At 56.8% G+C, this 21,522-nt stretch carries 20 protein-coding genes and 1 pseudogene; 7 read left to right on the plus strand and 14 right to left on the minus strand.

Annotated features, from left to right (window positions below):
- Positions 1 to 736 precede the first annotated feature (736 nt).
- On the minus strand, positions 737 to 901 hold the full coding sequence (locus CQ018_RS19960; RefSeq protein WP_181149668.1) for a hypothetical protein: 165 nt from the start codon (positions 899 to 901) through the stop codon (positions 737 to 739).
- A gap of 52 nt (positions 902 to 953) precedes the next feature.
- Between CQ018_RS19960 and CQ018_RS00005 the strand changes: the two are divergent.
- Positions 954 to 1,205, plus strand: a pseudogene (locus CQ018_RS00005) (YbaK/EbsC family protein); the annotation flags it as partial.
- On the opposite strand, the gene CQ018_RS00010 reads toward CQ018_RS00005, so the two are convergent.
- Complete coding sequence (locus CQ018_RS00010; protein WP_105547951.1) at positions 1,191 to 1,559, minus strand: hypothetical protein; 369 nt, start codon at positions 1,557 to 1,559, stop codon at positions 1,191 to 1,193. The pseudogene CQ018_RS00005 and the gene CQ018_RS00010 overlap by 15 nt on opposite strands.
- Positions 1,560 to 1,739: 180 nt before the next feature.
- Here CQ018_RS00010 and CQ018_RS00015 point away from each other — a divergent pair, with 180 nt between their 5' ends.
- A complete protein-coding gene (locus CQ018_RS00015) occupies positions 1,740 to 3,026 on the plus strand; it encodes a S8 family serine peptidase (RefSeq protein WP_105547952.1) in 1,287 nt (428 codons plus the stop codon).
- Entirely contained in the window at positions 3,019 to 3,282 is a 264-nt protein-coding gene (locus CQ018_RS19755; protein WP_146111778.1) for a hypothetical protein, read from the plus strand. The genes CQ018_RS00015 and CQ018_RS19755 overlap by 8 nt, the downstream gene beginning before the upstream one ends.
- Here the strand turns inward: CQ018_RS19755 and CQ018_RS00020 are convergent.
- The gene (locus CQ018_RS00020) at positions 3,251 to 4,387 is read right to left on the minus strand and encodes a hypothetical protein (protein ID WP_146111779.1); all 1,137 of its coding nucleotides are present in this window, start codon (positions 4,385 to 4,387) and stop codon (positions 3,251 to 3,253) included. The genes CQ018_RS19755 and CQ018_RS00020 overlap by 32 nt on opposite strands.
- Before the next feature lie 178 nt (positions 4,388 to 4,565).
- On the opposite strand from CQ018_RS00020, the gene CQ018_RS00025 reads away from it, so the two are divergent.
- Together CQ018_RS00025 and CQ018_RS00030 are read left to right on the plus strand one after the other, a co-directional pair.
- Complete coding sequence (locus tag CQ018_RS00025) at positions 4,566 to 4,928, plus strand: hypothetical protein (RefSeq protein WP_105547954.1); 363 nt, start codon at positions 4,566 to 4,568, stop codon at positions 4,926 to 4,928.
- A 395-nt stretch (positions 4,929 to 5,323) separates the two neighbouring features.
- Positions 5,324 to 5,593: a S8 family serine peptidase gene (locus CQ018_RS00030; protein ID WP_258142341.1), complete on the plus strand. Its 270-nt coding sequence runs from the start codon at positions 5,324 to 5,326 to the stop codon at positions 5,591 to 5,593.
- 183 nt (positions 5,594 to 5,776) lie between these two features.
- Here CQ018_RS00030 and CQ018_RS00035 read toward each other — a convergent pair whose 3' ends face one another.
- The 6 genes from CQ018_RS00035 to polA form a co-directional block, all read right to left on the minus strand.
- Positions 5,777 to 7,036: a hypothetical protein gene (locus tag CQ018_RS00035; protein WP_146111780.1), complete on the minus strand. Its 1,260-nt coding sequence runs from the start codon at positions 7,034 to 7,036 to the stop codon at positions 5,777 to 5,779.
- Between the two features lie 244 nt (positions 7,037 to 7,280).
- A complete protein-coding gene (rpsA, locus tag CQ018_RS00040; protein ID WP_105547956.1) occupies positions 7,281 to 8,747 on the minus strand; it encodes a 30S ribosomal protein S1 in 1,467 nt (488 codons plus the stop codon).
- A gap of 205 nt (positions 8,748 to 8,952) precedes the next feature.
- Entirely contained in the window at positions 8,953 to 9,882 is a 930-nt protein-coding gene (locus CQ018_RS00045; protein ID WP_258142342.1) for a polysaccharide deacetylase family protein, read from the minus strand.
- Positions 9,883 to 9,905: 23 nt separating this feature from the next.
- Complete coding sequence (gene eis, locus CQ018_RS00050) at positions 9,906 to 11,201, minus strand: enhanced intracellular survival protein Eis (protein WP_105547958.1); 1,296 nt, start codon at positions 11,199 to 11,201, stop codon at positions 9,906 to 9,908.
- 24 nt (positions 11,202 to 11,225) lie between these two features.
- Positions 11,226 to 12,518, minus strand: a complete 1,293-nt coding sequence (locus CQ018_RS00055) for a GNAT family N-acetyltransferase (RefSeq protein WP_105547959.1) — start codon at positions 12,516 to 12,518, stop codon at positions 11,226 to 11,228.
- Positions 12,518 to 15,148 carry a DNA polymerase I gene (gene polA / locus CQ018_RS00060; protein WP_258142389.1) on the minus strand — a complete coding sequence of 877 codons (2,631 nt, stop codon included), beginning with the start codon at positions 15,146 to 15,148 and terminating at the stop codon, positions 12,518 to 12,520. Before polA ends, CQ018_RS00055 begins: the two co-directional genes overlap by 1 nt.
- An 85-nt stretch (positions 15,149 to 15,233) precedes the next feature.
- On the opposite strand from polA, the gene CQ018_RS00065 reads away from it, so the two are divergent.
- Both CQ018_RS00065 and CQ018_RS00070 read left to right on the plus strand, forming a co-directional pair.
- A complete protein-coding gene (locus CQ018_RS00065; RefSeq protein ID WP_308728832.1) occupies positions 15,234 to 15,752 on the plus strand; it encodes a hotdog fold thioesterase in 519 nt (172 codons plus the stop codon).
- A gap of 6 nt (positions 15,753 to 15,758) precedes the next feature.
- Entirely contained in the window at positions 15,759 to 16,310 is a 552-nt protein-coding gene (locus CQ018_RS00070) for an adenylate kinase (RefSeq protein WP_105547960.1), read from the plus strand.
- Between the two features lie 3 nt (positions 16,311 to 16,313).
- On the opposite strand, the gene CQ018_RS00075 is transcribed toward CQ018_RS00070, so the two are convergent.
- The 5 genes from CQ018_RS00075 to CQ018_RS00095 all read right to left on the minus strand — a co-directional run bounded on the left by CQ018_RS00075 (position 16,314) and on the right by CQ018_RS00095 (position 21,398).
- Entirely contained in the window at positions 16,314 to 16,877 is a 564-nt protein-coding gene (locus tag CQ018_RS00075) for a dihydrofolate reductase family protein (protein WP_105548633.1), read from the minus strand.
- Between the two features lie 39 nt (positions 16,878 to 16,916).
- Positions 16,917 to 17,156 (minus strand): hypothetical protein, encoded by a 240-nt coding sequence (locus tag CQ018_RS00080; RefSeq protein WP_181149669.1) that lies wholly within the window; start codon positions 17,154 to 17,156, stop codon positions 16,917 to 16,919.
- Complete coding sequence (locus tag CQ018_RS00085; RefSeq protein ID WP_105547961.1) at positions 17,156 to 18,361, minus strand: inorganic phosphate transporter; 1,206 nt, start codon at positions 18,359 to 18,361, stop codon at positions 17,156 to 17,158. Before CQ018_RS00085 ends, CQ018_RS00080 begins: the two co-directional genes overlap by 1 nt.
- A 231-nt stretch (positions 18,362 to 18,592) precedes the next feature.
- Positions 18,593 to 20,026, minus strand: coding sequence for an aminotransferase class V-fold PLP-dependent enzyme (locus CQ018_RS00090; protein ID WP_258142343.1), 1,434 nt, complete (start codon positions 20,024 to 20,026; stop codon positions 18,593 to 18,595).
- Between the two features lie 13 nt (positions 20,027 to 20,039).
- Positions 20,040 to 21,398, minus strand: coding sequence for an MFS transporter (locus tag CQ018_RS00095; protein ID WP_105547963.1), 1,359 nt, complete (start codon positions 21,396 to 21,398; stop codon positions 20,040 to 20,042).
- Positions 21,399 to 21,522: the final 124 nt, after the last annotated feature.

The following is a 21,522-nucleotide window of genomic DNA, read 5'->3' on the forward strand; positions in this document are numbered from 1 at the left end:
CCTTCCCCCCCCCCCCCAGCACTGTAATTGGACCTTGGTTAGTTTGCGGTAGTAACCACGGTATCGGGCCCATCCATCCCTCCTAATAGTGAGCGCTGTCCAGGTGGTGCGGAGAGTCAGCACGCACAGCCACAGAACGGTACCGAAGGAAATGGCTGGCGACATATCAGAAGTAGTGGTTACTCCGAGAACAGCAAGAAATCCGGGAACTAACCACCATCCTTCACGTGCGTCTCTTCGGATACTTGAGGCGTGTTCTTGACTCAGTGGAACTATAATCGGTGATGAGCCTCGCAGTTTGTGAGCCAAAGCCCCTATGCCAGTACGTTGCCGAAGACCCATGAATTGGTCGGTCACTGCCGCAATTCCCAAAATGCAGCTACCTAAGAAGTATGACCACTGTGGTTCAAAGCCTGGCTCGAGTAAGCAAGAACTTTGAAATGCCCCCAACGCTACCCAAAGCCCGGTGCTACCAAGACAGGTATCAGAATGAGCACCAGCAAAAGTTCTGCCGGGTTTAGCCCCCAGAAATTACTTGGCCCTCGCTCCATTGCCCTACGTTGTCCCAAAGCTTGGCGACGAATGGTGCTGCGTAGCAAATGACGAGAACCCTAGGCAAAATGGCAGCTGAGAAAACTCGTGGGAGCTGTGCCACTGCTCCACAATTGCTTTTGGGAGTGGTGCCTGCGGCTGTGTAGTCATGCGGCTGATCTTCTCATTTGTGGTGCTCGGCACGCTAATTGGTTAGGGTGTGGGCAAGCATTAGTGTCAGCAAGGCCAACCATGAGAAGACTTCGCAGAGGAAACTCATCAGATGCTCCCCCAGCATGCCCGTTTCATAGCCGATCTTGAACGCGTCGGGAGCACTCGTGAAATCAATTTGCACAATGCTGGAACTCATACGACGACGTCACAGCCGAGCACCTCGGCTGTGACGTCGCGGCAATAGCAAACTCGTCGCCCAGAGTTTGGGTGGTGCAAGCATCAAGCGTGCCAGCCCAGATTTCGTCAAGCGGGTGACTGGACAAGTGATTGGTGGGGACGCCCCGGCGGGACATCCCGAGCCGCTCAAGACAATTATTGATCTCGCATTGCGCGACTACGACCCACTGTGGGTTGCTGCGGGAACCGCCGACTCGCTGGTATCCCTGAGCTACAACGAGTTACTGGCGTTGACTTCCGGCACCGAGCTAAACGTGCGTTGAACGAACGAGCTTTGCTTCAATATCTGGCCATGCCACAGTAAACCGCTCGGTCGGAACCAAGGCCTTGGTCAGTAAAGCATCGGCGAGAACGATTCCGTGAGGAGAAACTTCCAAGATACTCAGGTTTGTTCTCGAGGCATCATTCTCGTCAATCAGAGTCCACTGTTCCATGAGCTCGGCAATACCGCGGTCGCACAATAGTTCTTCGGCACTCAGATAGTCCAGCGCCTCACCCACGGCATGTCCAAGAACGGATCGTGGTTGCACCCGATCGTAGTCGGCTGTCACCGGTTCTAAATATCCGACTGTTTCACCATCATCACGGGTAACCGCGATCCATTGTTCCGTGTTCATGGGTAAGGCTTTCTCAAGACGACTCGTTTTCCGGGCACCCCCTGAGTCTATCCGTTGGTGCTAATACCCCTTTCGGGAGCATTGCCGGCACTGTAGAGTTCACATTATTCGATAGTCAGCATACGTTGTTACCTCACCCGATGCTCTGAGCAGCAACGTCTTGATCCTCGGGGGCACACCATGTTTGATCCAGATGCACCATTCTCAGTCGCCAGCGCAGCAACACCCATTCCCGGGCGCTATGTTGTTGTTTTTGATTCACCCGAGGCCACCGAACCCGGGCGCTTTGGTGTTAGGGCCTTGGAGAATGAAGTTCCTTCGGTTCTTGAAGCACAAGGCTTCGACCTAGGCGACTATTTTCCTCGCTTGGGTGTGGCAGTCGTTAACTCTGATTCACCCCAGTTACGTGAACTAAGAGAGCGTTGCAGCCGTGAGGGAATGCCGATGCGTATTGTTCCGGAGATGCGTTATCAGATTCTCGGACCCGAGTCATCGATCCCCGAGGGCACAACAGCCGCAGATTTTGCCGACACCCCGGAGCTAACCTGGGGTGTCCAAGCCGTACTTGCCGTTGAATCCGGATACACCGGTAACGGTATTCGAGTTGCGGTTCTGGACACTGGTTTTGATATCGGACACCCAGACTTTGTCGGTCGTGATATCACCACCGAGTCCTTCATACCGGGTGAAGATTCCCACGACGGTCACGGTCATGGAACTCACTGCATTGGTACGTCTTGTGGTCCACGTTCCTTGCCCGATGCGCGTGGGTATGGGGTGGCTCCCGGTGCATCGATTTATGCAGGTAAGGTCCTTGGCAGCGATGGGTCAGGCTCCGACTCGGGGATCTTGGCCGGCATCGACTGGGCGCTACAACATGATTGCCACATTATTTCTATGTCTTTGGGCGCCGACGTCCGCGAGGTGCACCCACCCTATGTCGCGGCGGGGCGTCGTGCTTTGGAACGCGGAACACTCATTGTTGCGGCTGCCGGAAATAATGCCCGTCGTTCCGCCGGAGATCCTGGCTTTGTTGGCGCGCCGGCCAACAGCCCGTACATCATGGCCGTTGGCGCACTGGATTCGACGCTCGAAGTCGCGAATTTCTCGGCACGGACATTGCCGGGGCGCGGCGGACAAGTTGATATTGCAGGTCCCGGAGTCAATGTGTATTCTTCGTGGCCCATGCCCAAGCGATACAACACCATTAGTGGTACCTCAATGGCAACCCCACATATTGCAGGTGTTGCCGCGCTGCTCAGTGAGGCTACGGGATTCCGCGGGCGTGAATTGTGGGCAGAACTCGTTCAACAAGCTCGCCGGCTTGAACGGTTCTCCGTTGATGTCGCCGCTGGCCTGAGCCAAGCTCCGGAACCGGGCGCCGTCCCACAGCCGCCACAGGCTGCACCAGAAACAGGTACCGAACCCGGGAATACCGAGGATGAAAGTTATTACGGTCATGGCTAAAACAGGAGGTATCGTTCCGGAATCGGTGAGCGTGATCATCACCGTGCAGGAACAATACTTGAATCGAGTTCAGCAAGTTGTGCAGGAACTGGAGAACGTCGGTCTCACAGTTGATCAGGTGTTAGGAACACTCGGTCAGGTGATTGGGCATGCAACTGAACCACGTGTCAGTGGGCTTAGCGGGGTCTCCGGTGTCGAGTCGGTGGTTCCGGAGCGGCGGATAGTTATCGCTCCCCCGGAGTCAGGGATTCAGTAGCGGAGACGGTACCTTTTGAGTCTTTGGTGCCATGACCCTCAAGCCAGCGGATGCCGCGAAATTTCTCGGTCACCTCGGATTCATCGCAACGATGCCGCGCCAGTTCTCGTTGGTCACTCCAGTACCGATCACACCAGTGCAGCAGATGACCTTGGCTATCGCTTCCGGTGAAGCCGAGCCACATCTTTTCACGGCTATGCATAGGACAGTCTGCCTTATCCGGGGTGATCACCACGTCCTGCGGGGTACATGAGCCGTTCACATGCGTGGGGTTTGTTGGAACGTCTAGGTGTCCGTCGGCGGTTTCGGGAAGTAGCCACACAACGTTGCCGATCAGTCGTTCCATCACCATGCGAAACAGCCCCACGGTGCACCAGATACTACCACCGACAAGGAATATCGGTCCGGTTGCCGACCATGTGCTAGAGCCCAGAGACTCCCACGCAATGTCGCGCGTTTCGAGGCTGTCTTTCATGAAGAAATATTCATCTCGCTGGATTACCGCACTGAAGACGGCCAGCGGAAGCATCCAGATCGGTGCCAAGGAACGGAGCAAACCATCGCTGAATCTTCGTCGGGTCTGACCGCGTCTGACCGGGACGAGTTGCAGCGAGGGTTTTGAGCGTTCTCGATGAGAAAACAATGCCAGCTTCACCAATCTCGTGGCGCTGGGCAGTGAGGTAATGATGGCCCAGCTCAACAGCAGGGCCGCGGCAATCCACCAGAATGCCTCAAAAGGGACTACTTCGGCCGGTATGTATAGCGCCGCAGCCACACAAACTCCACTCAGCGCCCAGGCTGTTCTTCGTTCGGCCATAACCGGTAGTAGCAACGCCCAGAGCAAACCGACCGGGACCCATTTGGCTAGAACCGTGGAATAAAGATCATCTTTGAGTCGTGCCTGCTCTTGGAAATACCCGTAGTCTCCCCAGATCCAGCCGGCCAGCAGGAATAGCGCATAGACGGCTAGTGCGGGAGCGAGAATCGTCCCGGTCCCGACGCGCAGGGGAAGTGCATTCCACAACGTGGCGGGCATTTTCAGTATGGGGAGCATCAGCGGTGGTTTTGCAGAGAGCAACGCGGACTCCTTATCGTGCAAGCTCAAACACCGATCTTACTTTACTAACGTCTAACTACGTACGTCTTGGGGAGCGGGCGTATTGCTTCATTGCGCAACATTTAGCACGAATTCGGCCGGATTCCGAGGAACAGTTCAACGATCTTGGTTTCCAACCGCTTAAGCTCAGTTTTGAGCATTCCTATGAGTTCAGGGCCTGTTTCTAGTGACAGTTGGGCAGCTGACTGAGCAGGAAGAGCTCAAGCGTCTGTGGGCTGAAGCTCAGGATTTGAAGGAAGTAAACGAAATCTTGAAAGCTGCCTCGATTTTCTTGAGCTCAGGGAGCTCTACCGCAGGCCATTCGCTAATTTCAGGTTCATTAATGAGCAGCGGGCTGAAGGCGGAGCGGTGCGAGTCGATCTGCGCCGTTCTGCGATTGCGGGGCGTGCAGGAAGACGTGCGAACCTACAGAACCTGGAAAAGACGTTTGTCTGCTCTGCGCGCACTTGAGGATACGAAGATCCTCGACACGTTACGCAGCCTCAAAGAGCTGGACAGTAAAGGAAGACCGAAACTGGAAGCCTCTTAGGCTCGGCGGAAGATGACCGCTTGGCCACGGCGCGACGGCCACCCGCAGGCCTCCCAAAAACACCGTGGATCGGCTCCGGTGAGGTGAGAGCACTGACGGCCGCTGGGCCGGCGATCTGCTGAACTGAGAGTTCACCGCCGAGGCATCTAACCGGATTTGGGTCACGGATTTCGTGGGTCACCATAAGACCGCGGAATCATGTGATTTAGATGAAGATTCCCTACAACGGACACGGACCACACTGCATTGGTACTTCGTGTGGGCCATGCTTCTTGCCTGGTGCTCGTGGATAGGGTGTTGCAACTTGTTTGTTGCAGCGGCTGGGAATAATGCCCAGCGTTCATCGAGTAATCCCGGATTTGTTGGAGCCCCCCCCTGCCAATAGCCCCTACATCATGTCTGTAGAGGCCCTGGATTCGACGCTTACCGTTGCAAATTTCTCGCCACGCACACCATCTGGCCGTGGCAGACCGGTGGACAGTGCCGGACCGGGTGTCAATGCCTATTCTTCATGGCCGATGCACAAAAGCTACAACACCATTAGCGGCACCTCGATAGCAACTCCTCATGTAGCTGACGTCGCCGCATTGCTCTGTGAAGCCACGGGATTCCGGAGAGGTGAATCATGGGCAGAACCAGTCCAGCAGGGTCACCAGCTCGAATAATTCTCCGTTGATGTAGCTGCGGGTCTCACCCAAGCACCAGAGCCCGGAACTGTTCCACAGGCTCAGCAGAGCGCACCAGCTGCTGTCGCGGAACCGGAGCCAAACAAGGCCGAAGATTATTACGGTCATGGCTAAAAATGGAGATACGGATTCCGGCGTGCAGTAACCCTTGGCTGGAAAGCATTAGAAGTGAATGTGCCGGCGGTATTCAGCCGGGACGGGTTCGGGATAGAAATGCGGCATACTTTCCCTACTACGCAGCACGCAGCCGTGGATTCCGTTCGAACGGAGATCGAGAATGTCGATGATTTCCTCGCGTTCTAGATATTCCAGCGTCTCGGAGAGTAATTCTGTTTCCGGTTCTGCGTCTGCCTTTGAGCGTTTTTTCAGCCGCTCGCTAAGCAAAAGCCCTGGGCGTGGGATAGCTGAAGTCTCACGCAATGAGGAACCCTTCATTCCAACTATGTTGAACAGCACCCTACGCTGTTTAGGGTAGTTGCGCTCGGGGATCTGTAATTCATACTCTTCGTCATACACCCATGGTTGATCGGCGATCTGCAGAAAGCTGGCAGCAGGCAATGAATTGAGGTATTTGATGCCGTGGCGTGGGCAGTCGGGTTCCGGCCAGATCCCCTCTGGCAGGTCTTTTTCGGCTTCTCCTTCGAGCTCTCTGGCACAAATACAACCGCTGGTGCGGTGAACTTCTGCAAGCGCTAGCGGTGGAATCTGATATTCAACTGCTTCGAAGACTTCGAATGGATCGGTGTCGCCGGTATCTAGCAGCACCCATTCCTTATGTGGTTCAACCATCACGTACCAGATCAGTCCCAATGCACCGACGACCAGCAGCACCAGTCCGAACGCAACAAGCGCCAGTGGCCAGTGGCCGGCTACCTGCCTCGTTGCACCGGCGGTAAGCGGCAACAATGCGGAGCGATAGGGACCGGCAAGAAGCAATGCCCCTATCACCGTGGCGAGGGTGCCGAGCCACGTCCACACCATCGAGACGCCGCCGGAATCTGGAGTCAGGGATTCAGTATCGCGTGGGGATTGAGACTTGGTAAGCCACGCGCGCTGAGCATCTCGTGGGGAAAAGAAACGGAGCTGTCTCAGCCGCAGCAGCCTGTCCCTGGCGACTAACACGAACAACAAGCCTGCGGCAATGGCCCAGCTCCAGGCCGAGGACTCGGCAAGCTGATAGCCAAATATTGCGATGCTCGCGGTGATGAGCAGACCCATCCCGGCGAGCCGACGGCCAAAGATGAAACCGCTGAAGGCAAGAATTTTGGCCAAGATCAGTAACCCGTCATATGCCCAGAGCATCCACTGTTCCGATTCGACCGCACGCAGGTAATCGGTGAAGGTCAATGACCCGGTGTTCCGGGTGAGCAGCATGTGGGCCAGCAGACCCGCGGCAATCAGGAACAGGGCAAGAAACGTCATGGTTGACGAGTTGCCTCGCCGCGGCAATCTCCCCGGCACGGAGGTGGAAAGGGTGAACAGTGGAAGCTGCTCCGGAACTGAGCCACGTTTTGCCACAAAAGTCCTTGTCAGGAATGGAATACAAACTACCCATCCTACCCGAGCGTTAACGTCGAATGGTCCGGTTTCTCACCAATGGGTGAGAAACCGGACCATTCGATCAAGCTACCTCGAGTGAATCAGCGATTCACAAGGAGAGGAAGGCTTAGGCGCCGGCCAGCTTCTCGCGCAGTGCTGCGAGTGCTTCGTCGGATGCCAGGGTGCCAGCCTCGGTTGCCGGAGCATCCGAGGAGTAGCTGTTGGCTGCGGACTCGGCCGGAGCCGACTCTGCTGCTGCATCGTCGAGCAAGTGCTGAGCAACCTGCTTCTTGTGTGCTTCCCAGCGGGTCTGGGCGTCAGCGTACTGCTGCTCCCAAGCCGAACGCTGGGTCTCGAAGCCTTCGAGCCATTCGTTGGACTCTGGGTCGAAGCCCTCTGGGTACTTGTAGTTGCCCTCTTCGTCGTACTCTGCAGCCATGCCGTAGAGTGCCGGATCGAATTCGGTACCTTCCGGATCGACGCCCTCGTTGGCCTGCTTGAGGGACAGCGAGATACGGCGACGCTCGAGGTCGATGTCGATGACCTTGACGAACAGCTCGTCACCAACGGAGACAACCTGCTCTGCAAGCTCAACGTGGCGAACTGCAAGCTCGGAGATGTGCACGAGGCCTTCGATGCCGTCTTCGACGCGAACGAACGCACCGAACGGAACCAGCTTGGTGACCTTACCCGGTACAACCTGCCCAAGGGCGTGGGTGCGGGCGAAGGTCTGCCATGGATCTTCCTGGGTGGCCTTGAGCGAGAGCGAAACACGCTCGCGGTCCAGATCCACTTCGAGAACCTCGACGGTGACTTCCTGGCCAACTTCGACAACCTCTGACGGGTGGTCGATGTGCTTCCAGGACAGCTCGGAAACGTGGACGAGACCGTCTACGCCGCCAAGGTCCACGAATGCACCGAAGTTGACGATGGAGGAAACAACGCCCGGACGAACCTGGCCCTTTTCCAGCTTATTGAGGAAGGTGGAGCGAACCTCGGACTGGGTCTGCTCGAGCCATGCACGACGGGACAGCACAACGTTGTTGCGGTTCTTGTCCAGTTCGATGATCTTGGCTTCGATTTCCTGGCCGATGTACGGAGCCAGATCGCGCACACGGCGCATTTCGACCAGCGATGCCGGCAGGAAGCCGCGCAGGCCGATGTCGAGGATAAGGCCGCCCTTGACCACCTCGATGACGGTGCCGGTAACGACCCCGTCTTCTTCCTTGATCTTTTCGATGTCGCCCCAGGCACGCTCGTACTGAGCACGCTTCTTGGACAGGATCAAACGACCTTCCTTGTCCTCCTTGGTGAGGACGAGGGCCTCGACGTTGTCACCAACGGCGACAACGTCGCCCGGGTCAACATCGTGCTTGATGGAAAGTTCGCGGGAAGGGATGACACCTTCGGTCTTGTAACCGATGTCGAGCAGAACTTCGTCGCGGTCAACCTTGACGACGATGCCTTCGACGAGGTCGCCATCGTTGAAGTACTTGATGGTTGCGTCGACGGCAGCGAGGAAGTCTTCAGCAGAGCCGATGTCGTTAATTGCAACGACTGGAGCACTGGTCTTCTCGTTGGAGGTGATGGTCATGTAGTAGGGACTCCGATGTGGATAGTCTGGTTGGTCGGTTAGCCGGAAGTCCCGGCATAATCCGAATTTAAACTTATGCGGGCACGGCAAGGCCGAAACACGCCCCCTTAGTCTATTCCCAGACACCCTGCCGGGTCAAAACGGATCGTGCCCCATTTTGTCAAGTGACGCGGGGTGCCAAGGGGTTTCGACGCAGTGGCCGAGCCTAGAATGCGTCGGAGAGCTTCAAGAGCCGCAAACTCTGAGAATCTAAAGCCTGAATGAGTCTGGGAAGTGCCTCGGCAACGCCCTTCCCGGTTCCGGATTTGGGCCGATTAAAGTGACCGATTCCCACGCTACGGGCCCGCATACTCAGGGTTTGGGTACCCACCGTTGCCGCAGGGAAGGTTGCTCCGGCGTCTAGATTCACCGTGAAATTCATGGGGATGAGTCCAATCTCACGTGTCAAAGCGGCGCTGAGTTCGTCCATGTGGGCGGTTCCAGAGCGGAAGAACTTGGCTTCAACACCAAATTCATCGGACAGGTAGCGTTGGTTTCCCATGATTTCATCGTAGGCAGCGCCAATATTTGCGGTTCCGGGGATGCCGTAGGCAGCCTGTCCCCTGCTAGCCAGCGGTGCATGAGTGGTTCCATGATTGGCAATCTCAAAGAGCGGATCAGCGGCAAGCTCCCGGGTCAAGGATTTGTTGGCCTTGGCCCAACGCTGATTGATAAAGAGCGTTGCTGGTGCCTTATTTTTGCGAAGTACCTCGATCAGTACCTCATCGAACCCCTCTCCATTGGCTCCCCCGCACGCGTCAAAGGTCAATGCTGCACCCTTAGCCTTACTTGGGAGCCCTAAGGCAATTCCCTTGACTTCAAGACCAAAAGCGCCTGCGGGACGTCCCGGGTAGGAGTTCAGAACCTGTTTTCGGCTCGGGACACTTGACGCGGATTCTGGCGTGGCAGTGGGACTGGGCGCCGGCGTTGGACTTGCCGTGGGGTTGGGCGCCGAGGAGGGAGAAGAACTCGGGGTCTGGTTTGGAGTTTGTGGTGAGGTTGGAGAGTTGGGGTCGGCAACACAAGAGCTCAGCAGGCCGGCTCCCAATCCCAAGGCTGCGCTCAGCAGGACTCGGCGGCCGACAGACCTGGGCATAAGTGATGGTTCGTTCATCGGGACTAGAAATCCGCCTGACAATATGGAGTTGCTGTTGTGCTAAAAAGTAGGTCCAGGATTTCGAGAGCCTGCCCGTGGTGTGCGTTCAGCAGACCTGCTTGTTCCAAGTGGGTTGCGGTGCGCATGCCCATGACAAGGGTTGCTAGGTCACGAACATCAAGGGTTGCATCGACAGATTTATCGGCAGGGGCACGGCGAACCTGCGGAACCGAGTTTTCAACGCTAAGCTCCCAAACACCGTTAACAAGTGAGAGGTCATCTCGCACGCCCAAGGATATTTTTCCATCATTCGTGTAACTTCTAGCACCGAGTACTGCCGGAACATCGAGAATTCTCATCCATAGGTGATCTCCCACCCGGGTGACTTTGTAATCGCGAGGATTGACCAACGCTGAGCGCAGCACATCATCGACTGGCCCACGACCGGTGATCTCCTCAATGAGGTCGTGAGCTGCCAGATATCCGATCAGTTCGCGTCGCGCAGCACCGTTCAGGGCGCTCAGTTGTCCAATGGACAGTGCCGGAGTTTTGGCTTTCCAGCCGGAGAATTCATAGGTAATAAAACCATCAACCTCACCCCGCGCATCGAGGTGCAATGCCGCGCGCAGATTTTTGATGGGTGTGAGCGAATCAAATTCTTCCCAGATCCCTGTTGAATTTCCAATATCAAAGCGCGAGTGGCTCACAGACCCTAGGGTTTTCGCGTGGGCAGCGGCGAAGAGTTCGGGTGCCCAAATTTCAAGTTCCGCCGGGTCTACAGCAATAACATTTCCGGTCACCGGACCACGCTGGTTGGCACCGCGGGCAGTTGTCAAGGCAAAACTTGCCCGTTCGGTCACCGCTCCAAACCCAAAGCGCCCATAAATTGTTGCCTCGGATGCCGTCAGAATCGCTACCGGAAGACCGTTGGCCTGCGCAGCCTGCAGATCCTCGGTGATGACGCTGCGTAGAATGCCCCGGCGCCGATGTGTGGGGCTCACGGTGACCGCGGTGATCTGGTGTGCGGGCAATAATTCTTTTCCACCCAGATTGAGAGTGCCGGGGTAGGCGGCATAGGTGGCCACCGGTTTTCCCGCATGCCACGACGGAACTACAACATCATCGTCGTATACAGCGGTGAACTCGGACCCGTCGGCAACGTGAATTTGCGCCAGAACTGCTAGGCCTTCGGCTTCTTGGGCGCGTTCGTGAAAACCACGGCTGATGGCAATGTTGAAATCATTGGTTCGAGAGCTTGGCGCACCCTCAATGATTTCGGGGCCGAAGCGTTCGATGCGGATTGGATTTTTCTCGCTCATATCCACAATGCTACTTCTGGCCTTCTAGAATCCGTTGATGGCATGCGGTATTCCGGGAAGATCTACTAAGGCAGCGAGTCTGCCAAGATCGCTTGGATCATCCAGTGTCACTATCCCCGCGGCGAGCAGATCGGCGATTGGTGCAGTGCCCAAGAGGAGCGGGCCAAGTACTTGAACGTCGCAGGCAATGCTCGCCTTGCTCGAATCTTCAATCCGCGTAATCTCCGGTGTACCCTCGGTGATTTCGAAGGCGTAGCTGCCCGAGGTTAGCCCCTGTACATCAGCAACACGCAGCGTGAAGAAACCACTGCCGGTGTACTTGCGGGCGGCGAAGGCTGCTTGGACATCGAGGACTCGCACCCACAGTCCGTGCTCGCGTTCAAGATAGCTCAGCCGTGCGGGGTCTTCCAGAGCCCACCCCAGTGGGTCGTTTGCGGCGGCAGCTGGGTAGCTGACCCGTTCAATCAGGTCATGGGCCGTCATGAACCTGAAAAGTTCACGTCGAGCGATGGGGGTTGCCGCCACGAGATCACGAATTTCTAGGGTGATGGGTGCCGGTTCCCATCCAGTAAATGCATAGGTGACGAACCCCTGGATGACACCTGCATCATCCAGATACACTGCCGCACGTGTTTTGGGATCCGGTTCCTGCCCATCCGGTCCCCAAGCTCCGGTTGCGTGGCGCTGGTAGGCTTCCTGCCTGCCAACCGATCCACGTTGGGTTGTGTGGAAACGCTCGAAGACTTCTGCGGCGATGTCCGATAATTTGCTCGGTACTACTTGAACCACCGAGCCCACGGGCACCGCATGAAAACGCACCTCGCCGCGCACATCAAGGTTCATGCGTTGGGCTTCGGTGCAACGGCCAAAACCAAATCGGCCATATATTGTTGCTTCGGTAGCGGTCAACGCCGCAACGGCGAAACCGGCAGATTTGGCCTTGGCAAGGTCATCGCTCATGAGCTTGCGGAGGATTCCGCGCCGCCGGTGTGTGGGGCGCACCGTCACCGTGGTGACTAGGTGCGCCGGAAGGAGCCCGTCGCCAACATTGAGCGTCTTGGTGAAAGAGGCGTAGGTAGCGACGGGCACCAAAGAATCGACGAGTTTTGTATCGCGCGAGTCATCATAAACCGCGGTGAGCACCCGTGCATCGATCTGGTGGCTCTGGAACATTTGTTCAAGACGTTCCCCTGTGGAGGGCTTCCCATAGAAGCCTTCCCCGACAGAATTGAGCCACGCCGCATAGGCGTCAGAGGGCGTTCCGTCCTCACCTCGGGTGAGCGGAACATTGTCGATGCGCAGGTGCCCGGAGCGCATTAGTGTCCGGCGTCCTGCCAGGACTTGCCGATGCCCACATGCACATCCAGCGGAACCTTAAGTTCTGCCGCGGCGCCCATCTTCTCGCGCAGCAGCGCCTCAACACTTTCCAGTTCGCCGGGGGCGACCTCAATGACGAGTTCGTCATGGACTTGGAGCAGCATACGGGATTTCAGGCCAGCGGTTTCGAGGCCTTCCTGCACGCCGAGCATGGCCCGTTTGATAATGTCCGCGGCCGAGCCCTGGATGGGGGCGTTCAGCGCGGCACGTTCGGCAATGTCGCGCAGCTGACGGTTATCGCTGGCAAGTTCTGGCAGGTAGCGGCGACGGCCAAAGATGGTCTCCGTATAGCCATCCTTGCGGGCCTGATCCACAACCGCACGCAAGTAGTCGCGCACGGCGCCGAAGCGGGAGAAGTAATCTTTCATGAGGTTGCGGGCCTCATCGACGGAGATCTTCAGCTGCTTTGACAGCCCAAAGGAGCTTAGCCCGTAGGCCAGGCCATAGCTCATGGCCTTGACCTTGGATCGCATCTCGTTGGTGACCTCGGCCGGCTCCACATCAAAGACGTGCGAGCCAACAAAGCGGTGCAAATCCTCGCCGTCCTGATAGGCCTGGATCAGACCCTCGTCCTCGGACAGATGCGCCATGATACGCATTTCAATCTGCGAGTAGTCGGCGGTTAGCAGGGTCTCGTAGCCTTCACCTACGACGAAGACCTCGCGGATGCGACGCCCTTCCTCTGAACGCACCGGGATGTTCTGCAAGTTTGGGTTAAGCGAGGACAAGCGTCCGGTGGCGGCAACGGTCTGCGCGTAGGTGGTGTGAATGCGGCCATCTCCCGCAACTGCCTTGCGCAGGCCTTCAACTGTCTGACGCAACTTTGTCGCATCGCGGTAGGCCATCAGCGCCACGAGGAATGGGTGATCAGTTTTTTCCAGCAGGTCTGCCAGGGATTCGGCATCGGTGGTATAACCGGTTTTGATCTTCTTGGTCTTGGGCAAATCGAGTTCTTCAAAGAGGACAACTTGTAGTTGTTTGGGTGAAGAAAGGTTTACTTCGTGACCAATCGAGGCAAAAGCCGTGGCAGTTGCCGCATCGATGGACTTGGTGAAGTCGGCATAGAGTTCATCGAGCTTCACGGTGTCAATGGCAATGCCTGCCATTTCCATGGTGGCCAACACCTTGGAGAGTGGCATTTCCAGCTCGATGAGCAGCTTATCGCCCCCACGCTCCACCAGCATGCCAGCCAGGAAGAGCGAGAGTTCGCGCACGACATGGGCGGCCCGGGTGGTAGGGGTTGCCAGGTCTGGACCCTCAAGATCGAAGGCCTGCTGACCACTAGCCGGCTCCGTTTTTGTATCCAGCTCTACCTTCAGGTGTACCTGGGCAATCTCGGCAAGTTCGTGGCTGCGGCGATCCGGCTGGATCAGGTAGGCGGTGATCATGGTGTCATCGGCTACTCCGTCAAGGTCAAGGCCCAGCCCGGCGAGCAGTTTGAAGGTGCTCTTGTAGTCATGGATTGCCTTGTTGTAATCCTTGGAGGCGAGCACCGTGCCAAGTGCGTCCTTGGTCTGCGCATCAAGATCTTCCAGGGACACGAATGCCGTAGCCTCGGCAGCGGCAAAGCCAATGCCAAGTACCTCGGTGCCGCCAGTGACCGGCGGGGTGGCTAGGTGCAGGCCCAACAGCTGTGTTCCGTGAGTGGAGAACCAGGTAGTGATGTCCTCGGCGTTGGTGAGCTTCTGCGCATCGGGGGTCTCGATGCTCGGGGCTTCTTCCTCATCCATGACGGCGAAAAGCTCGAAGAGGCGCTTGCGCAGCGTATTGAATTCAAGGGCATCAAAGAGCTCTTCAACGGCATCGCGGTCCGGGTGCTCGAGCACCATTGCCTCAAGTGCCACCGGCAGTTCAAGGTCACGTAGCAGGTGGTTGAGGTGGCGGTTGCGCTTGACGTTGTCAAGATTCTCACGCAGCGACTCACCGACCTTGCCCTTGATGGCATCGACATTGTCATAGACGCCCTGTAGGCCCCCATACATGTTCAGCCATTTGGCAGCAGTCTTGGGGCCCACACCGGGAACACCGGGGAGGTTATCTGCTGTTTCACCCACGAGAGCGGCAAGGTCCGAATACATTTCGGGGCGGACAGCATATTTTTCTTCGACAGCGTCACCATCCATCGGCGGAATGTCGGAGATCCCCTTCTTGGGGTAGAGCACCAGGGTTTTTTCGGTGATCAGCTGGAAGGCGTCCCTGTCACCGGAAACGACAAGCACGTCGAGGCCTGCTGCCTCGCCCTGGGCGGCGAGGGTGGCGATGATGTCATCTGCCTCGAACCCGTCCATGGTGATGGTGGGGATGTTCATGGCTTCCATGACCTTTTGGATCAGGTCAATCTGCCCATAGAACTCTTCGGGAGTTTTATTACGCCCGCCCTTGTACTCGGTGTATTCCAGCGAGCGGAAGGTGGGGGTGTCAAGGTCAAAGGCCACAGCCACATGGGTTGGCTTCTGCTGCCGGATCATGGTCAGCAGCATTGAAGTGAATCCGTAGACGGCGTTTGTATGCTGTCCGGTACTGATAACGAAGTTCTCGGCACGCAATGCATAGAAGGCGCGGAAGGCCATCGAGTGCCCGTCAATGACGAGAAGACGCTGGGGTTCGGTTGCCACAAGTTTGGTTGAATCGCTCACAGATGCCAGCCTAGTTGGCATGAGCAAAAATTTCACACACAACAACACCCCCAAGGCAGAGATAAACGGCACCTTTGCCACGGTGGGGGCAGAACATCCGAATCCATTTGCGCAGCAGCTTGCCGATCATGGGGTGCCGGAACCCATGTGGCCAATGCTCACCGGTCATGGAGTTGGAACATTATTGCCAAAAATGGGGATTGTATTTTCCGAAATTACCCGCGATCGGGTGGTGGCAACCATGCCCGTTGAAGGTAACCAGCAGGTCGCTGGAATCCTGCATGGGGGTGCCTCGGTGGTTTTGGCCGAAACCTTGGGTTCTTTTGCCGCTGCCGTGCACGGTGCGGGAAAGAAGAAACCAGTGGGTGTTGATATTTCGGCTACCCATCACCGTGCCGGGGTCACGGGTCTGGTGACCGGCGTTTGTACCCCGATTCATTTGGGTCGCACACTGACCACCCATGAGATTGTGATCACCGATGAGCAGGGACGCCGTATTTGCACCTCGCGGATCACCAATATGCTCCTCGATGGCTAGGCGCACTTGAACGATTTTCCGCGCCGGATTATTTGTCTGGGCGTTACCGGAAGCGGCAAAAGCACGCTAGCACGTGGGATCGGTAGCGCCCTGGGGCTGCCGATCCATCTGGTTGATGAGGAATTTGGCTGGCTTCCGGGTTGGGTGAGCCGCGATCCGGATGAGCAGAAACGCTTGGCATCAGAGGCCGCCTCCGGTGATTCCTGGGTCTTCGATTCGGCCTACAGCTTTTATCGCCAGGAGATCATCGAGCGGGCCGAGCTGGTTGTTTGTCTCGATTACCCACGGCTATTTTCTTTGGCACGTTTGTTGCGCCGCTGTATCCGCCGTGCGGTATTCCACGAACCCATGTGCAATGGAAACTATGAATCATGGGGCCGAATGTTGGGTCACGAATCGATTTTGCGCTGGCACTTCAAAACATTTTCAATGAAACGTCGGCAGATGCGTGCCCTGGAAAAAGAACTGGGTTCGGCGCGAGTCTTACGTTTCAGCAGCGCGAGGGAAACACAAGGGTGGCTTGCCTCGTTAGAAGCAAGCCACCCTTGGGAAAGCTAAATTTTAGTACTCGTGATCTTGACCCGGTGCCTTGATGACATCAAAGCGGTTCTCGAGGATACTGCCAGGAAATTGCCGGCTTGAGGTGAGCTTCAGCTTGCCCCGGCCACGCATCGCGGCCAACGGTCGACCTCCACCGAGCAGCACCGGCATGGTGTAGAGGAAAAGTTCATCGAGTAATCCTTCATCAATAAACTGTCCGGCTATGGAGCCACCGCCAACAACCCAGACGTCCTTGCCATTGGCGCTTCGCGCGATATCTCCGGCCCAGAATGTCACCTCGCCACGGACGAAGGTCAGATCTGCTCCGGGGAATGCGGCAAGTTCACGGTGCGTGAAAATCCACACGGGTAGCCCGGGGTAGGGCCACTCGTCGTCCATTTCACGCAGCATCCACGAATAGGTATCGGCGCCTAAGACAATGGCACCGATACCTTCGAAGAATTCTTTATAGGCAGCTTCTTGCCCCTCGAATCCGTCGAATTCCATGAGCCAGTCAAGTTGATCATTTTCATCGGCGATGTAACCGTCAACTGAGGCTGCTACGTAATACCTGAATTGCGTCATGATGCCCATCCTATCCATGAAACGACAGGTTGCGGCGGGTTATGCGCCGAGAATTGCCTCGCTGAGCTGCGGAACGATGAGGATGATGCCAAAGAGCACCACTACCCCACAGAGCGTGAAGCACAAGTATGCGGCGCTCTTGGCCACGGCCGGTGAACGTCCTTCATCTTCCGCTACTGCCAGCAGTCGCACGCCCAGAGAGTATGCGCCAACGATGAACAGTGCCGAGATCCAGGTGACAATCGCAACGATGAGGAATGCATCCCATTCGATGTTCATTACTTGTTCTCCTGCTTTGCCTTGGCACGCGCAATCTTGCGACGTTCCTTCTTGGTCGGAATGTTCACTGCTGCACCCGATACATCAACGTCACTGATCGCGTTATTGTGCCCCACGATTTCGCGGCGTGAAAGTACCCAAATCACCAGCAGAGAGCCGAGTCCTAGAACCGTCACTATGACAAGACCCGGAGTTCCAAAGTGGGCAAGACCTGCAGCCGCGGCACCAATGGCACCTGCCGCCGGAAGCGTGAAGAGCCAGCCAACAGCGATTTTTCCTGCTGTTCCCCAGCGTACTTCGGCACCCTTACGCCCCAGACCGGAACCGATCACCGAGCCGGAGGCAACCTGTGTTGTTGATAGGGCGAAGCCTAGGTGTGAGGAGGCCAGAATTGCTGCTGCAGTTGATGTTTCTGCGGCGAAGCCCTGTGCTGGTTTGACGTCCGTGAGACCCGAACCCATGGTGCGGATGATGCGCCAGCCACCCATGTAGGTGCCCAGAGCAATGGCAAGTGCACAGGTTGCGATGACCCAGAAGTGTGGGCCGGTATTTGCGTCCTGCAGGCCGGAGGCCACCAGAGTCAGGGTGATAACACCCATGGTCTTCTGTGCATCGTTGGTGCCGTGTGCCAAGGCCACGAGCGAGGATGAGAAGATCTGGCCATAACGGAATCCGCCACGCTTCGGGGAAGCAAGTCCGGACTGGCGCTTGGTGACCGAGTAGGCAAGCTTTGTACACAGATACGCGGAAGTTCCCGCGATGACCGGGGCCACAAGTGCCGGCAGCAGAACCTTGGACATCAGTACGTTGTAATCGATGGCACCGAAGCCGGCACCGACGATTGCCGCACCGATCAGGCCGCCAAAAAGTGCGTGCGATGAGCTAGAGGGAAGACCCAAGAGCCACGTGAGCATGTTCCAGATCACGGCGCCCATCAGGCCCGCGAAGATCATGGCCGGCATGATTTGCACACCGGTTTCTCCGCCTTCCTTGATGATGCCGCCGGAAATAGTCTTGGCAACCTCGGTCGAGAGGAAAGCACCGACGAGGTTCAAAACTGCGGCTAGCGCCACAGCGGTCTTGGGCTTGATGGCTCCGGTGGCGATGGGCGTAGCCATCGCATTCGCGGTGTCGTGGAAGCCATTGGTGAAGTCAAAGAATAAGGCAAGTGCAATGACTAGGACGACGATAAGCGTCAGATCCATGTAAAAACCAATCTTGGGTTACGGGCTAGGGGGCCGAGGCGCAAACGGTCACCCTGTATTTCAGCATTGTTTACCCAATGTTTCGGTTCTGGTCACCTAAGTCGCCAATTCATCATATGGCCTGTGGGGAACTAGTCAATTCCCGATTACCTCACAGTTTCGCCATTTGCGCGTGTGATCAAGCGTTGGCAGCTCCTTGCGAGGAGCTGGGAGTGAGCGAGTTCATATGGCTTACGGTTCGATCAGGCGGGCCATGAGTTCAACGAGCAGTCGCTGCGAAAAGCTGGCAGGCAACGCTTCGATCAATGCCATGACTTGTGCCATTGCCGCGGGTAACCCCGCAGAATTATCTGCCAGGCCCAGCCCAGTGAGTAGTTCTTGAGCACTTTGGGAGTTCAATTCCGGCAGCACCTCTAAATCCAGTGATGCGAGCACCTCCTGGGGATTAATGCCAGGCACTCCCCTGACGTCCTGGGCCGCGACTGTCATGGCCGAACAGAGCTCGGTCACGGACGCTGCGGTGACGGGGGTAATAGTCAAGTGGGTGGTGCGCGGCAGGGTGGTGCCATCTGGCTGCCGGTATGCGGGTTGTAATTGGGCACGCCATCCCAAGGTCCCGAGCCGGTCTGCCCAGAGGTGTGGGTCGATGCGCGTCTCGGGCGTGAGGGAGTCATCCTGCGCCACGGCAAAGAGTGGTCCGGTGGGTGAACCCAAGACGCGTAGACCTTTGATTGATGAAATGTGGGTCAGTAGTGTTTGGGTTGAGTTGTGGGTCGATTCGGCGAGCGCCTGGAATCCGGTTTCTCCTAGGTAGTTGATGATGGCCCAGGCCGCGGCGAGTGGGGCTGCGGATTTGGAGCCGAGCAATGTTGAGTTCACTACCGGGTATCCGGGCCAGTTGGTGGTTGCGAAGTATTGGGATCGTTGGGTGTCACGACCTTGGGTGAGTAGTACCGAAATGCCCTTGGGCGCATACCCGTATTTGTGTAGGTCTGCTGCGATGCTTGTAACTCCGCGGACGCGTAGATCCCACTCCGGAAGATTTGGCCAGAAGGGGAGGATCCATCCGCCGATGCAGGCGTCCACGTGGCATTCGATGCCCCGGACGCTGGCTACTGCGGCGATCTCGGTGATGGGGTCAAGTGTTGCGTAGGGGTATGCGGGTGCGGAGATCACCACCAGGGCGGTGTTCTCATCCATGCGTTCTATGAGTCGTGCGGCCTGTAGTTGTCCGTTGGCTTGCACCGGGACGAGATCGAGTTCAAGCTCAAAGTATTCGGCAGCCTTGTGAAAGGCTGCGTGGACGGTGCTTGGTGCAAGTATTTTGGGTGCCCCGGCGCCTTGATAGTTGGTGCGTGCACGTTTGACTGCGAGCAGGCAGCTTTCGGTGCCTCCACTGGTGATTGTTCCCACGGTGTTTTGATCTCCGTGCAGGAGGTTTCTGGCAAATTCAATGACTTCGCGTTCCATGGCGGCTACCGAGGTAAAGGTTGTGGGATCGAGTCCGTTGACGGGTTGGACCAATTCCATGGCGCTGGCGGCAAGGGCGTCGAGTTCGGGCAGACCGGAGTCGTAAACGTAGGACAGGACTCGGCCGCCGTGTGTTGGTGCGTCGTTGGAGCGCAGAGTTTCGAGCCGGTTCAGGATTTCTTCGGGGCTTGCCACGGCTAGTGTTCTCCTACGTCGATGAGGGTGCATTTGGGGCGATGTCGTGTTCGCGTAGCGGGTATCTGCGGAAGCTGAGCAGTGAGAGCACGATGATCAGGGCTGGCATCAGGCTAAAGCTCAGGATGATGCCATTGGTGGCGCTTGTTTGTTGGATGACGGTTTCTCCGGTTACCGATTCGATGTATCCGCTGGCCCAGAGCATGAGGGCCAATAGCGTGGCGCCTAGGGCCATTCCCGTGGTTTCTCCGGCGGTCCAGACACCACCGAAAATTCCGGCCCGACCTTCTCCGTGGGTGCGTGAGTCGTGGTGGATGACGTCGGGGAGCATTGACATGGGTAGGGATTGCATTCCCGCATACCCGGCTCCGGCGAGCGCGACGGGAATGTAGATCCAGGGTCCGGGGGCAATGAGCATGAAGGTCAGGGCAAATGCCGAAAGTCCAAAGAGGATGCTTGAGTAATTGAACGATTGTTCCTTGCCCAGTCGTTTGGCTAGTGTGCGCCACACCGGGACAAAGAGCAGGGCCGGGCCAATCAGTGCAATAAACAAGAATGTCACCGCGGCTTCATCACCCAGGATCCAGGTTGCTATGTATTGAGCGCCGGCGAGCATTCCTCCGGTAGCAAGTCCTTGCAAAGCGAAGGTCAGCAGTAGTGCTCTAAATGGCTGGCTGCGCTTCAGTGCGTTGAATCCGTGGGCATAACTACTCCGAATCGAAGATACTTTCGATTCAATTGCTTGTTGTTGCGGTGCCACACGGGAGGTAATAATCATGCACACCCCAATGAGTGCACCGCTGAGCAACGCCATGAGAAAGTACCCAAGCCATTTATTCTCTCCGCCAAGTGATCGAAGGGCCGGCCCCCCGGCGCCAAAGAGCAGTATTGCTATTGAGAGCACCAAGACGCGCACCGACAGGAGTCTGGTGCGCTGGTCATAGCCAGCGGTGAGCTCCGCGGGCAAGGCGATGTATGGGACCTGAAAGAGGCTAAATGCTGTTGCGGTTGCGGTGAAGGCAATTAGTACCCAGATTCCGCCAGCCACCGGGCCAATCGCTACTGGCACCGCGAAGGTAAGAAGGAAGAAAATCGGGAGCAAAACTCCGCCTAGGAGCATGAAGCGTTTCCGTGATCCAGTATTTGCTAGCGAATGGTCACTGCGTGCGCCAATGATTGGGTCGATAACGACGTCCCAGATCTTTGCCAATGTCACCATCAGGCCGGCAAATAGTGCGCTGATCCCCAAGGTGTCGGTCATGTAGTAGATGAGCACAAGCCCGGGAAGCGTTGTGAATCCTCCTGTCCCCATGGAACCCAGTGCGTAGGTCATGACGCTACGGCGGGGCAGCGGCCGCTCAATTGTGCTCATGAGTTGGAGTGTACGCACCAATATGAGGTATTTCACTAGGTCTAATAGAACTTTTGTGAAGGATTTGCGTTCGCTGCACAAAATTCTTGAGTAACCCGGTGCATATTGGTGTTGCGGAGCCGTA

Origin of the sequence: Arthrobacter sp. MYb227, assembly GCF_002975435.1 — a bacterium.
Taxonomy (GTDB): Bacteria; Actinomycetota; Actinomycetes; order Actinomycetales; family Micrococcaceae; genus Paeniglutamicibacter.